The sequence below is a fragment of the Pseudomonas sp. UBT genome, from assembly GCF_050915955.1.
Taxonomy (GTDB): Bacteria; Pseudomonadota; Gammaproteobacteria; order Pseudomonadales; family Pseudomonadaceae; genus Aquipseudomonas; species Aquipseudomonas antarctica_A.
In genome coordinates this window covers 1,814,339-1,826,773 of sequence record NZ_CP168079.1, presented here as the reverse complement: position 1 = coordinate 1,826,773, position 12,435 = coordinate 1,814,339, and the positions used below count along the sequence as shown (strand labels likewise).

The following is a 12,435-nucleotide window of genomic DNA, read 5'->3' as shown; positions in this document are numbered from 1 at the left end:
CGCATTATTTCTGTAGGAATAGTCGCGTTTTGACATCAGTGAAACCCTCGATCTAGAGCGGTTCATTCAGTTTGAGTTAAGTTTCGATGGTTACCTTGTTCAGCGAGTGACTGATGAGTCGGCGCCTCGGTTTGTGTAGTTTGCTAACTATTTCAAAGGCTGGGCGTCGAATAGACCTGAACACTCACCCTGCATTAATCAAGAGGATGAATCATGAGTGACAAGGATAAACAGCCGTTGGCTGCGTCGGCTTCAGCCCCTCAGGTGGCGGAAACCGCCGATGCAGCGCTAAAGCACATCGTTGACGGCTTTTTGCATTTCCATCACGACGTCTTCCCTCAGCAGGAAGAACTCTTCAAGAAACTCGCCACGGCCCAGAGCCCGCGCGCAATGTTCATTACCTGCGCCGACTCACGCATCGTGCCCGAGCTGATTACCCAAAGCTCGCCCGGCGACCTGTTCGTGACCCGTAACGTGGGTAACGTGGTGCCGCCTTACGGCCAGATGAATGGTGGTGTTTCCACGGCCATCGAGTACGCGGTACTTGCCCTGGGCGTGCAGCACATCATCGTGTGCGGGCATTCCGATTGCGGCGCCATGCGCGCAGTGCTCAACCCCCAGAGCCTGGAAAAGATGCCGACGGTCAAGGCCTGGTTGCGCCACGCCGAGGTCGCCAAGTCCATGGTCGAGGACAACTGCGACTGCGCCAATGAAGGCGAAAGCATGAAGGTGCTGACCGAAGAAAACGTCATCGCCCAGTTGCAACATTTGCGCACCCACCCTTCCGTGGCTTCGCGCATGGCCAATGGTCATTTGTTTATCCATGGCTGGATCTACAACATCGAGACCAGCGAAATTCGCGCATACGACGCTGACCAGGCGGCGTTCCGACCGCTGAGCGGCGACGGGCCAATCCCTTGCGCGACGCCTAAAGCGCGCTTCTAAAACACTTTCCTGCCGGGTAAAGCGGTGGCTGCCATGGATGCAGCCAGGCTTTGCCGCGCCCGGCGAATGCCTCGGGAGAGTCATCATGCGTGCTGCTCAATTGAAAGCTGTATTGCCACGGGAGCTGCTCGCGTCCGTGGTTGTGTTTCTGGTCGCCCTGCCCTTGTGCATGGGCATTGCGATTGCTTCCGGCATGCCGCCGGCCAAAGGGCTGATCACCGGGATTATTGGTGGGCTGGTAGTGGGCTGGTTGGCGGGTTCGCCGCTGCAGGTCAGCGGCCCGGCAGCGGGTCTGGCGGTGTTGGTGTTCGAGTTGGTGCGCCAGCACGGCATGATGATGCTCGGGCCGATCCTGCTGCTGGCGGGTTTCCTGCAACTGGTGGCGGGGCGCTTGCGCCTGGGCTGTTGGTTCCGCGTCACGGCCCCGGCCGTGGTGTACGGCATGCTGGCGGGGATCGGCGTGCTGATTGTGCTGTCCCAGGTCCATGTGATGCTCGACGGCGCCCCCAAACCTTCAGGGCTGGATAACCTGGCGGGCTTCCCGGCCGCATTGGTCGAAGCCATTCCGACCCTTGGCGGTGGCCTCGGCTGGCAGGCCGGTTTGCTGGGGCTGTCGACGATGCTGGTGATGTACCTGTGGGACAAGTTCCGTCCGCACGCACTACGCTTCGTGCCGGGTGCCTTGTTGGGCGTGGGCCTGGCGACGGTCACCAGCCTGGTGCTGGCGTTGCAGGTCAAGCGCGTGGAAGTCCCGGAAAACCTCGCTGACGCGATCGACTGGTTGCGCCCCAGTGACCTCCTCAACCTGGCTGATCCACAGCTGTTGATCGCCGCGTTCGCCGTAGCGTTTATTGCCAGCGCCGAAACCCTGCTGTCCGCCGCAGCGGTGGACCGTATGCACAGCGGTCAGCGTTCTGATTTCGACAAGGAATTGTCTGCTCAAGGTGTGGGCAACATGCTATGCGGCCTGGTGGGTGCCCTGCCGATGACCGGCGTGATCGTGCGCAGCTCGGCCAATGTGCAGGCCGGCGCTACCACGCGGTTGTCAGCGATGTTCCATGGCCTGTGGCTGTTGGGGTTCGTGCTGCTGCTGTCGAGTGTGCTGCAAAGCATTCCGGTGGCGAGCCTGGCGGGCGTGCTGGTGTACACCGGGATCAAGCTGGTGGACGTAAAGGCGTTCCGGGCGTTGGGCCGCTATGGGCGGATGCCGATGTTCACCTATGCCGCGACGGCGCTGGCGATCATCTTTACCGACCTGCTCACTGGTGTACTGGTGGGTTTCGGGCTCACATTGTTGAAGCTGGCCTTCAAGGCTTCGCGACTGAAAGTCAGCCTGATCGACTTGCCTCAGGACGGTGAGATGGAACTGCGCCTGACCGGCGCGGCGACCTTTCTCAAAGTCCCGGCGCTGACCCAGGTGCTGTCGACGGTGCCTGCGGGGACCACGTTGCATGTGCCGCTGAGTAACCTGAGTTACATCGACCATTCTTGCCTGGAATTGCTCGAGGAATGGGGGCGGGCCAATGCGGCCAAAGGCTCCAGGCTGGTGATTGAGGCGCGGGGGTTGAAGCGCCGGCTGGAAGGCCGGGTGCGCACGACAGTGGGAATCGGTTCGGCGCCTGTCTGAACACCACAAAACACTGTGGGAGCCGGCTTGCCCGCGATGAGGGCGTGTCAGTCAACACATTGGCTGACTGACACACCCTCATCGCGGGCAAGCCCGCTCCCACATGTGATCTTTATCAGGTCGCAAGTTTAAGCAGGCTGATCCAGCGCCAACTCAACCCCCAATTGCCGCGACAGGCACGGCCAGCGTTTCCACGCCGCTTCCGTGTTCGGGCTCTTGAGCGTCTCGCGATACGCCTCGACCGACTCCAGCGCAAAGCTGTCTTCGTTGAGCATTTCATCCACCGCCAAGTGCACGGCTTCATCCAGCTGGTTGGCGAATGCTTCACCGATCAGTTGGTGGGCAATCACGTTGGCCACAGTGGTATCCGCCGGAATCAACGGTTGGCCGAAATGCTTGATATACAGATCGTTGACTTCCTCCACCAAACGATGGGCCAGGTAGGCCTCGTCCAGCAGCCCGTCGAGGCCTTCATGGCCGGCCAGAATCGCGGGCGGTTGCAGGAAGAAATGCTCGGCGATTTTCAGTACCGGCTTGATCTGGCTTTCGATCCCGGCTTCGCGGGCCACGTCATTGGCGGCTTCCAGCAAGTCCGGGACGAGCTCGATGTAGGCGGTGACAAAACGGGTCATGACAATGTTGCGATCACCGTCAGCCAGGGAGATGGCCGAGTGCAGGTGCGGCAATTGTTTTTCCAGTTGCTGGGCAAGCTGGCCAGTGCTGGCTTCGTGTTGATGGGCACGGGAAATCTGCTCGCGCAATGCAGCGGTGTTCATGAAAGCTCCAGTGAAGCAGGCGTAGGAAAAGGGAGAAGATAAGGTAGCTCGTTTATACGAGCACCTAAGACGCATTTGTCATAATTATTTCATGGTTATGCGCAGGCGTTATATCGAAATGCCATCGCTCGTCGGATAAACGTTTCCGCCCCCGGCTTTATTAGGCCCGCCCGTCTGTTTTTGCTCATTTGCCCCTACACATTGCGGGGTTGGTGCGGCTGTCTATACTCGGTTTTGTACGCAATTAGCTGATGACGCCCAACTGCATGAAGCAGGCAAGGCTTGGCGGTTGTAAGCAGTATGGAAGCCGCTCCCTTCGCCGCAGGTGCAAACCGGCGGGATAACAAGAAACATAAAGGGGAACCCGCAATGACGCGACATCCACATGTTTGGATGGGCCTACTGTTGTGGTCAGTATTCGGCCAGGCGCAAGCCGCCTGGACAACGAATATGGCGCCAGGGGCTACTGAAGTCAGTCACGCCGTGTTTGACCTGCACATGACCATTTTCTGGATTTGTGTGGTGATCGGCATTGTCGTGTTTGGCGCGATGTTCTGGTCGATGATCATGCACCGCCGGTCCACGGGCCAGGTGGCCGCCAAGTTCCACGAGAGTACGACCGTGGAAATCCTCTGGACCGTGGTGCCCTTGCTGATCCTGGTGGCGATGGCTATTCCGGCGACCATGACGCTGATCAAGATGTACGACACCAGTGAATCGGATATAGACATCCAGATTACGGGCTACCAATGGAAGTGGCACTACAAATACCTGGGTCAGGACGTCGAGTTCTTCAGCAACCTGGCCACGCCCGCCGAGCAGATTCATAACCAGGCCGTCAAAGGCGAGCATTACCTGCTTGAAGTCGACCAGCCGCTGGTGCTGCCGGTAGGCGCCAAGGTGCGTTTCCTGGTGACGGCTGCTGATGTGATCCACTCCTGGTGGGTGCCGGCGTTTGCAGTCAAGCGCGACGCGATTCCTGGGTTCATCAACGAGGCCTGGACCCGGATCGAGAAACCCGGCATCTACCGCGGCCAGTGCGCCGAGTTGTGCGGCAAGGACCATGGGTTCATGCCCATCGTAGTGGATGTCAAATCCAGGGCCGACTACGACACCTGGCTTGGCGAGCGCAAGGCTGAGGCCGCCAAGCTCAAGGAGCTGACCTCCAAAGAGTGGACGCTCGAAGAGCTGGTGGCGCGCGGTGACAAGATCTATCACACCACCTGCGTGGCCTGTCACCAGGCCGAAGGCCAGGGCCTGCCGCCGATGTTCCCGGCACTCAAAGGTTCGCCGATTGCCACCGGGCCCAAGGAAGATCACCTGCACCGCGTGTACTTCGGCAAGCCCGGCACCGCCATGGCCGCGTTCGGCAAACAGCTGTCGGAAGTGGATATCGCCGCCGTAGTGACTTACGAACGCAACGCCTGGGGCAACAACAAAGGCGACATGGTCACGCCTAAAGACGTGCTGGCCATCAAGCAGGCGGAAAGCAAATGACTGCCTTCATAGCGTATGCCCTGAACCGCCTCGCCCACTCGTTTGCAGGAGAACGGCCATGAGCACTGTGATCGATGACCATGGTCACGCCGACCATGCCCACGGCCCCGCCAAAGGCCTGATGCGCTGGGTACTGACCACCAACCACAAAGACATCGGCACGATGTACCTGTGGTTCGCCTTCACCATGTTCCTGCTGGGCGGCTCGTTCGCCATGGTGATCCGCGCCGAACTGTTCCAGCCGGGCCTGCAGATCGTGCAGCCGGCGTTTTTCAACCAGATGACCACCATGCACGGCCTGATCATGGTGTTCGGTGCGGTGATGCCTGCGTTCGTCGGCCTGGCCAACTGGATGATCCCGCTGATGATCGGCGCGCCGGACATGGCCCTGCCGCGCATGAACAACTTCAGCTTCTGGCTGCTGCCGGCGGCGTTCCTGCTGCTGGTCTCGACCCTGTTCACCCCCGGCGGCGGGCCGAATTTCGGCTGGACCTTCTACGCCCCGCTCTCCACCACTTACGCGCCGGAAAGCGTGACGTTCTTTATCTTTGCCATCCACCTGATGGGCATCAGTTCGATCATGGGCGCGATCAACGTGGTCGCCACCATCCTCAACCTGCGCGCCCCCGGCATGACGCTGATGAAGATGCCGCTGTTCGTCTGGACCTGGCTGATCACCGCGTTCCTGCTGATTGCAGTGATGCCGGTACTGGCCGGGTGCGTGACCATGATGTTGATGGATATCCACTTCGGCACCAGCTTCTTCAGCGCGGCCGGTGGCGGTGACCCCGTACTGTTCCAGCACGTGTTCTGGTTCTTCGGCCACCCCGAGGTGTACATCATGATCCTGCCGGCCTTCGGCGCCGTCAGCTCGATCATCCCGACCTTCTCGCGCAAGCCATTGTTCGGCTACACGTCGATGGTCTACGCCACCGCGAGCATCGCGTTCCTGTCGTTTATCGTCTGGGCACACCACATGTTCGTGGTTGGCATTCCGCTGGTGGGCGAGTTGTTCTTCATGTACGCCACGCTGCTGATCGCCGTGCCCACGGGCGTGAAGGTGTTCAACTGGGTCAGCACCATGTGGCAAGGCTCGCTGACCTTCGAGACGCCGATGCTGTTTGCCGTGGCCTTCGTGATTCTGTTCACCATCGGCGGCTTCTCCGGGCTGATGCTGGCGATTGCCCCGGCAGACTTCCAGTACCACGACACCTATTTCGTAGTGGCGCACTTCCATTACGTACTGGTGCCCGGTGCGATCTTCGGCATCTTCGCCTCGGCCTACTACTGGCTGCCGAAATGGACCGGCCACATGTACGACGAAACCCTGGGCAAGCTGCACTTCTGGCTGTCTTTCGTGGGCATGAACATGGCGTTCTTCCCGATGCATTTCGTGGGGCTGGCCGGCATGCCGCGCCGGGTGCCGGACTACAACCTGCAGTTCGCCGACTTCAACATGGTCTCGTCCATCGGCGCGTTCATGTTCGGCGCTACACAGATCTTCTTCCTGTTCATCGTAATCAAGTGCATCCGTGGCGGCCCGCCGGCACCGGCCAAGCCGTGGGATGGCGCCGAAGGCCTGGAGTGGAGCATTCCTTCGCCAGCGCCGTACCACACGTTCACCACGCCGCCGGAGGTCAAGTGAACACCCTGACCCAGGCTACCTCGCTCTCCTGTGGGAGCTGGCTTGCCTGCGATAGCGGTATGTCAGTCGCCGAATCTATCAACTGCCAGACCCTCATCGCAGGCAAGCCAGCTCCCACAGAAAGTCAAAAGCGGGGTGGCTGCCATGCTTGAGTCCGTGCCCATCAAGCGCCTGGTCACCCGCCTGCTGATCCTGGTGGTGGCGATGTTCGCCTTCGGCTTCGCTCTGGTGCCGATCTACGACGTGATGTGCAAGGCGTTCGGCATCAACGGCAAGACCGCCGGGCAGTACGAGGGCGAGCAGGTGGTCGACCCTACGCGCCAGGTGCGCGTGCAGTTCCTGTCGACCAACGCTATCGACATGGTCTGGGAGTTTCACTCCAAGGCTGACGAGGTGGTGGTTAACCCTGGTGCGGTCACCGAAATGCTGTTCGTCGCCTACAACCCCACCGACAAGGCCATGACCGCCCAGGCGGTGCCGAGCATCTCCCCGGCGGAAGCGGCGATGTACTTCCACAAGACCGAATGCTTTTGCTTCACCCAGCAAGTGCTGCAGCCCGGTCAGCGTATCGAAATGCCGGTGCGCTTCATTGTCGATCGCGACATGCCCAAGGATGTGAAGCATTTGACCCTGGCGTACACGCTGTTTGACATCACTGCGCGCCAGCCGCCCGTGGCTGTACATACCGGCGGCTAGCGACTGTTTGCAGGCTTAATCAGGAGAGCGAATACATGTCGGCTCATGATACGTACTACGTACCAGCGCAAAGCAAATGGCCAATAATTGCGACCTTGGGCATGCTGACCACCGTGTACGGTTTGGCGGTGTGGTTCAACGACTTGAAGGCGGCGCGCCCGGAATCCCACGGGCCGTGGATCTTTTTCGTCGGCGGCCTGTTACTGGCCTACATGCTCTTCGGTTGGTTCGGCGCGGTCATCAAGGAAAGCCGCGCGGGGTTGTACAGCCCGCAGATGGACCGCTCGTTCCGCTGGGGCATGACCTGGTTCATCTTTTCCGAGGTGATGTTCTTTGTCGCGTTCTTCGGCGCGCTGTTTTATGTGCGGCACCTGTCCGGCCCCTGGTTGGGCGGTGAAGGGCATAAGGGCATCGCGCACATGCTGTGGCCGAACTTCCAGTTCACCTGGCCGTTGCTCAATAACCCAGACCCCAAAATGTTTCCCGCGCCAGAAGGCACCATCAGCCCGTGGGGCTTGCCGCTGATCAACACGATCTTGCTGGTCAGCTCCAGCGTGACCATCACCATCGCCCACCATGCCTTGCGCAAGGGCCATCGTGGCGCGCTGAAAATCTGGCTGGCACTGACCGTGCTGCTGGGCTGGGCGTTCCTGGCCTTCCAGGCCGAAGAATACATGCACGCCTACAAGGAACTGGGCCTGACCCTCGGCTCGGGCGTGTACGGCGCGACCTTCTTCATGCTCACCGGCTTTCACGGCGCGCACGTGACCATCGGCACCATCATTTTGTTTGTGATGCTGATGCGCATCCTGCGCGGGCATTTCAATGCCGAGCACCAGTTCGGCTTTGAGGCGGCGAGCTGGTATTGGCACTTTGTGGACGTGGTGTGGATCGGGCTGTTTTTCTTCGTTTATGTGCTCTGAGGCGCCTTACCACGGTGCATGAGAAACCAGCTGGCCGCTGAAAAAGCCCCAGGTGATTAACCCCACGGTGATCGCGGCCAGTACGACACGCACGGTCAAGGCAGTGACGAGGCGGTTGGAGTTGCCCTCGTCCTTGACCAGAAAGAACAAGCCACTGAACAGGCTTACGACAGTCGCGATCAGCATCAGGGCAATGGCTGCTTTGAGCATGGTCAGGTTCCATTCGGATGGGCGGGCAATGAAAACCAGTATAGCCAGCGCCATAAAAGACTTTCGCCCAGGGCTCGCGCCGACGCTGGTAGTGCTGGTGCTGCTGCCGTTGATGGTGGGCCTGGGGTTCTGGCAATTGGCGCGCGGCCATGAAAAACAGCAGCTGGTAGACAGCTACGCTGAGCGACGTGTGGCCGAGCCGATCAACAGCGTGCAACTGAATGACATGGCCGACCCAGCCTTTCGCCGCGTGCGCCTGCGCGGCCAATTCGACGCCGAGCACAGCGTGTTGCTCGACAACCGCATGCGCGACGGCAGGGCCGGTGTAGAGCTGTTGCAAGCCTTTCACGACCAAGCCAGCGGTGCGTGGCTGTTGCTCAATCGCGGCTGGCTGCCGTGGCCGGATCGGCGCACACCCCCCGTCTTTACGACCCCCGAGCAACCTTTGAATCTCGACGCCTGGGTGTACGTCGCCCCCGGCGAAACCTTCCAACTGCACGCCGACCCTGCCACCACGCAATGGCCGCGTTTGCTCACCGCGCTGCATCCCGCCGCGCTGTGGGCTGAATTGGGTCGCAGCGGTTTTGCCTACGAACTGCGCGCCGAACCTGGCCCCGGTACGTACGACACCACCTGGCCCATCGTCGCCATGGGCCCGGAAAAGCACTTGGGCTATGCCGTGCAGTGGTTCGCCATGTCGTTGGCGCTGCTGGCGCTTTACCTCTACCTCGGATGGCACAACAAAAAGGAGAAGTCCCATGGGAGCGGCCATGAATCCACCCAGCACGTCTGAGGCGCCTGATCGGCGCAAAGGCCGCTGGCAGCTGATGTTGATCCTGATGATGGTGATCGGCCCGATGGCGCTGGCCACCTTCATGTACAAACTGCAGTTCTGGGTGCCGGACAGCCGCAGCTATCACGGTGAACTGATCGGCAGCGGCCAGACCCGCGCCGACATTGGCGTGCAGGCGGACGAGGACCGTTGGCAACTGCTGGTGACCGCGCCCACCGCCTGTGCTGCCGAGTGCCAGCAACTGGTGTACCTGGCGCGCCAGCTGCAAATCAGCCTGGGCCGTGATGCTTCCCGCGCCAGCCATGCCCTGGCCAGTGCGCAGCCGGTGAGCACCGAGTATGACGCCAAGCTCAAGGCCGAATACCCGCAACTGCAACGCTACCCGCTGGACCTGTCGACCTTCACCAAGGACGCCGCCGCGCCCGGCGACGCGCAACTGTGGATCGTCGACCCCCACGGCAACCTGGTGCTGCGCTACGACGCCAAGGTCAAGGGCAAGGACTTGCTCAACGACCTGCGCCTGCTGCTGAAACTGTCGAACATCGGATAAGGGCATCGTCATGGCCAAACCTGGATTTCGCCTCGCGTTGTTTGCCACCTTGTTAGCGTTGATCGTTGTGCTGCTCGGCGCCTACACCCGGCTGACCCATGCCGGCCTCGGCTGCCCGGACTGGCCGGGCTGCTACGGCTTTATCAGCGTGCCGCAAAGCGAAGCCCAACTGGCCCATGCCGAGCTGCATTTTCCCGACACGCCGGTGGAGGCCGACAAGGGGTGGGCCGAGATGACGCATCGCTACTTTGCCGGCACTTTGGGTGTGTTGATCGTGCTGCTGGCGGCGCGCTCGTGGAGCCATCGGCGTGACCCCGGCCAGCCGGTGAAACTGCCGCTGTTCCTGTTGGCAGTGGTGTTCGCCCAGGCGGCGTTTGGCATGTGGACGGTGACGCTGAAGCTGTGGCCGCAAGTGGTGACCGGCCATCTGCTCGGTGGTTTTGCCACCTTGAGCTTGCTGTTTTTGCTGACGTTGCGCCTGTCCGGCGTGCTGCCGGCGTTGATCGTGCCCAAGCGCCTGCAATATTGGGCGACCGCCGGTTTGGTGTTGGTGATCGGCCAAATTGCGCTGGGCGGTTGGGTCAGTTCCAACTACGCGGCGGTGGCCTGTATCGACCTGCCCACCTGTCATGGCGAGTGGTGGCCGGCGGCGGACTTTGCCAACGGTTTTCACCTGACCCAGCACATCGGGCCCAATTACCTCGGTGGCCAGCTTGATAGCGAAGCGCGCACGGCCATTCACCTGACCCATCGCGTTGGCGCGATGCTGGTTACGTTGGTGTTGTTCGGCCTGGCCTGGCAGTTACGCGCCGTGGGCATGACCCGGCTCGCGGGCCTGTTGCTGATCGCCCTGGCGGCGCAAATCGGCTTGGGCCTGAGCAACGTGTACTTTCATCTGCCGCTGCCGGTTGCGGTCGGCCATAACGCCGGTGGCGCGGCGTTGTTGCTGACGCTGGTGCTGGTCAATTACCACGCGCGCACCAGCCTGGTCCGGGTGCGCAATCAGCTGCCGTTCGGCTGGCGTTTCATCCCCCGTAAACACGTATCGGGCCTCATCACCCTTAAAGGAGAGATGCCATGGCGACCTTGATCGGCGCGCGTCGCGATCAGGCGATCTGGCGTGACTACCTGGAGCTGACCAAGCCGAAAGTCGTGGTGCTGATGCTCATCACCTCGCTGGTGGGCATGTTCCTCGCGACCCGTGCCGGAGTGCCGTGGACAGTGCTGATTTTCGGCAACCTGGGAATTGCGCTGTGCGCCGGTGGCGCGGCGGCGGTCAACCATGTGGTGGATCGACGGATTGATGCGGTGATGGCGCGCACGCATAAACGGCCCATGGCAGAAGGGCGGGTATCGCCGGTGGCGGCATTGGCCTTTGCATTGTTTCTAGCCGTTGCGGGGTTGGCCTTGTTACTGGCGTTCACCAACCCGCTGGCGGCCTGGCTGACGCTGGCGTCGCTGCTCGGCTATGCGGTGATCTACACCGGCTTTCTCAAGCGTGCGACCCCGCAAAACATTGTCATCGGTGGCCTCGCGGGCGCCGCGCCGCCACTGTTGGGTTGGGTCGCCGTCACCGGGCATGTCAGCGCCGAGCCGCTGCTGCTGGTGCTGATCATCTTCGCGTGGACCCCGCCGCATTTTTGGGCCCTGGCCATTCACCGCAAGGAGGAATACGCCAAGGCCGACATTCCGATGCTGCCGGTCACCCACGGCGAGCATTACACCAAAGTGCATATCCTGCTTTACACCTTCGCCCTGCTGGCGGTGAGCCTGATGCCTTATGTGATCCACATGAGCGGCCTGCTGTACCTGGCGTGTGCGCTGGTATTGGGCGGGCGCTTTCTGCAATGGGCCTGGGTGCTGTACCGTGGCAGCAAGCCGCACGCGGCGATCAACACGTTCAAGTACTCTATTGGGTACTTGCTGTTGCTGTTTATCGCCCTGCTCGTAGACCACTACTTACTGTTGAACCTATGACTCGAACTCAAAAAACCGTCTTTATCCTGGTGGCCATCGTCGCGTTGATCATGGGCCTGACCGTCAACAAAGTGCTGAACAGCAAAGGTCAGGGCGACCCTACCGCGCTGATCGACGCCGGTATCATCCTGCTGCCGCAAAGCCGCCAGTTGCCGCCGGTGACCATGACCAACCAGGACGGCCAGCCGGTAGTGGTCAACGAGTTGAAAGGCAAGTGGAGCCTGCTGTTCTTCGGCTACACCTTCTGCCCGGACATCTGCCCGACCACGCTCGCCCAACTGCGCCAGATCAAGAGCGAGCTGCCTAAAGAGGTGGTGGATAAGTTGCAGGTGATCCTGGTCAGCGTTGACCCGAACCGCGACACACCGACCCAGCTCAAGCAGTACCTGGGCTACTTCGACCCGCAATTCGAAGGCCTGACCGGCGCGAATGTGGAGGATGTGCAGAAGGTCTCGAATGCGGTGAGCATTCCGTTTATTCCGGCGGACACCAGCAAGCCGAACTACACCGTCGACCACAGCGGCAACCTGGCGCTGATCGGCCCGGATGGTACGCAGCGTGGGTTTATCCGTGCGCCGTTGAACAACCAGAAGCTGGTGGCACAGTTGCCAGGTCTGCTGCAGCGCAAATAAGCCGATCGCCGACCCAGCCAACAACACAAATCACCTGTGGGAGCTGGCTTGCCCGCGATAGCGGTGGGCCTGCTTGCATCCCACTTGCTCACCCACCGCCATCGCAGGCAAGCCAGCTCCCACAGTGGTTCTGTGCAAGGGTTGAACGCAAGTGTGTTGCACTG

Annotated in this window: 13 protein-coding genes; 11 read left to right on the top strand and 2 right to left on the bottom strand. The window is 60.9% G+C overall.

Annotation, left to right across the window (positions count from 1 at the left end; all coding sequences use genetic code 11):
- The first annotated feature begins 213 nt into the window (after positions 1-213).
- Positions 214-945 carry a carbonic anhydrase gene (locus ACDZ94_RS08285; protein WP_064450031.1) on the top strand — a complete coding sequence of 244 codons (732 nt, stop codon included), beginning with the start codon at positions 214-216 and terminating at the stop codon, positions 943-945.
- Between the two features lie 85 nt (positions 946-1,030).
- A complete protein-coding gene (locus tag ACDZ94_RS08280; protein WP_262666655.1) occupies positions 1,031-2,572 on the top strand; it encodes a SulP family inorganic anion transporter in 1,542 nt (513 codons plus the stop codon).
- A 128-nt stretch (positions 2,573-2,700) separates the two neighbouring features.
- On the opposite strand, the gene ACDZ94_RS08275 is transcribed toward ACDZ94_RS08280, so the two are convergent.
- Positions 2,701-3,348: a hypothetical protein gene (locus tag ACDZ94_RS08275; RefSeq protein WP_064450033.1), complete on the bottom strand. Its 648-nt coding sequence runs from the start codon at positions 3,346-3,348 to the stop codon at positions 2,701-2,703.
- A 369-nt stretch (positions 3,349-3,717) separates the two neighbouring features.
- Here ACDZ94_RS08275 and coxB point away from each other — a divergent pair, with 369 nt between their 5' ends.
- From coxB to ACDZ94_RS08255, 4 genes are all read left to right on the top strand, one after another.
- Positions 3,718-4,845, top strand: coding sequence for a cytochrome c oxidase subunit II (gene coxB / locus ACDZ94_RS08270; RefSeq protein ID WP_064450034.1), 1,128 nt, complete (start codon positions 3,718-3,720; stop codon positions 4,843-4,845).
- A gap of 58 nt (positions 4,846-4,903) precedes the next feature.
- Entirely contained in the window at positions 4,904-6,490 is a 1,587-nt protein-coding gene (gene ctaD, locus ACDZ94_RS08265; RefSeq protein ID WP_064450035.1) for a cytochrome c oxidase subunit I, read from the top strand.
- Positions 6,491-6,634: 144 nt separating this feature from the next.
- Positions 6,635-7,186 carry a cytochrome c oxidase assembly protein gene (locus ACDZ94_RS08260; protein ID WP_102367829.1) on the top strand — a complete coding sequence of 184 codons (552 nt, stop codon included), beginning with the start codon at positions 6,635-6,637 and terminating at the stop codon, positions 7,184-7,186.
- A gap of 35 nt (positions 7,187-7,221) precedes the next feature.
- Positions 7,222-8,109 (top strand): cytochrome c oxidase subunit 3, encoded by an 888-nt coding sequence (locus tag ACDZ94_RS08255; RefSeq protein ID WP_064450037.1) that lies wholly within the window; start codon positions 7,222-7,224, stop codon positions 8,107-8,109.
- Between the two features lie 6 nt (positions 8,110-8,115).
- Here ACDZ94_RS08255 and ACDZ94_RS08250 read toward each other — a convergent pair whose 3' ends face one another.
- Positions 8,116-8,319: a twin transmembrane helix small protein gene (locus ACDZ94_RS08250; RefSeq protein WP_179610078.1), complete on the bottom strand. Its 204-nt coding sequence runs from the start codon at positions 8,317-8,319 to the stop codon at positions 8,116-8,118.
- 28 nt (positions 8,320-8,347) lie between these two features.
- On the opposite strand from ACDZ94_RS08250, the gene ACDZ94_RS08245 reads away from it, so the two are divergent.
- From ACDZ94_RS08245 to ACDZ94_RS08225, 5 genes are read left to right on the top strand one after another with little or no spacing between them, the layout of a single operon-like run.
- Positions 8,348-9,112, top strand: a complete 765-nt coding sequence (locus tag ACDZ94_RS08245) for an SURF1 family protein (RefSeq protein ID WP_407017452.1) — start codon at positions 8,348-8,350, stop codon at positions 9,110-9,112.
- Positions 9,078-9,662: a hypothetical protein gene (locus tag ACDZ94_RS08240; RefSeq protein ID WP_221295992.1), complete on the top strand. Its 585-nt coding sequence runs from the start codon at positions 9,078-9,080 to the stop codon at positions 9,660-9,662. Before ACDZ94_RS08245 ends, ACDZ94_RS08240 begins: the two co-directional genes overlap by 35 nt.
- 10 nt (positions 9,663-9,672) lie before the next feature.
- A complete protein-coding gene (locus ACDZ94_RS08235) occupies positions 9,673-10,752 on the top strand; it encodes a COX15/CtaA family protein (RefSeq protein WP_407017453.1) in 1,080 nt (359 codons plus the stop codon).
- The gene (cyoE, locus tag ACDZ94_RS08230; RefSeq protein ID WP_221295994.1) at positions 10,740-11,639 is read left to right on the top strand and encodes a heme o synthase; all 900 of its coding nucleotides are present in this window, start codon (positions 10,740-10,742) and stop codon (positions 11,637-11,639) included. The genes ACDZ94_RS08235 and cyoE overlap by 13 nt, the downstream gene beginning before the upstream one ends.
- A complete protein-coding gene (locus ACDZ94_RS08225; RefSeq protein ID WP_064450041.1) occupies positions 11,636-12,271 on the top strand; it encodes an SCO family protein in 636 nt (211 codons plus the stop codon). The genes cyoE and ACDZ94_RS08225 overlap by 4 nt, the downstream gene beginning before the upstream one ends.
- Positions 12,272-12,435 lie beyond the last annotated feature (164 nt).

Coding starts and splice junctions, on each gene's coding strand:
- ACDZ94_RS08285 (WP_064450031.1), top strand. CDS start 214: ATGAGTGACAAGGATAAACAGCCGTTGGCTGCGTCGGCTTCAGCCCCT.
- ACDZ94_RS08280 (WP_262666655.1), top strand. CDS start 1,031: ATGCGTGCTGCTCAATTGAAAGCTGTATTGCCACGGGAGCTGCTCGCG.
- ACDZ94_RS08275 (WP_064450033.1), bottom strand. CDS start 3,348: ATGAACACCGCTGCATTGCGCGAGCAGATTTCCCGTGCCCATCAACAC.
- coxB (WP_064450034.1), top strand. CDS start 3,718: ATGACGCGACATCCACATGTTTGGATGGGCCTACTGTTGTGGTCAGTA.
- ctaD (WP_064450035.1), top strand. CDS start 4,904: ATGAGCACTGTGATCGATGACCATGGTCACGCCGACCATGCCCACGGC.
- ACDZ94_RS08260 (WP_102367829.1), top strand. CDS start 6,635: ATGCTTGAGTCCGTGCCCATCAAGCGCCTGGTCACCCGCCTGCTGATC.
- ACDZ94_RS08255 (WP_064450037.1), top strand. CDS start 7,222: ATGTCGGCTCATGATACGTACTACGTACCAGCGCAAAGCAAATGGCCA.
- ACDZ94_RS08250 (WP_179610078.1), bottom strand. CDS start 8,319: ATGCTCAAAGCAGCCATTGCCCTGATGCTGATCGCGACTGTCGTAAGC.
- ACDZ94_RS08245 (WP_407017452.1), top strand. CDS start 8,348: ATGAAAACCAGTATAGCCAGCGCCATAAAAGACTTTCGCCCAGGGCTC.
- ACDZ94_RS08240 (WP_221295992.1), top strand. CDS start 9,078: ATGGGAGCGGCCATGAATCCACCCAGCACGTCTGAGGCGCCTGATCGG.
- ACDZ94_RS08235 (WP_407017453.1), top strand. CDS start 9,673: ATGGCCAAACCTGGATTTCGCCTCGCGTTGTTTGCCACCTTGTTAGCG.
- cyoE (WP_221295994.1), top strand. CDS start 10,740: ATGGCGACCTTGATCGGCGCGCGTCGCGATCAGGCGATCTGGCGTGAC.
- ACDZ94_RS08225 (WP_064450041.1), top strand. CDS start 11,636: ATGACTCGAACTCAAAAAACCGTCTTTATCCTGGTGGCCATCGTCGCG.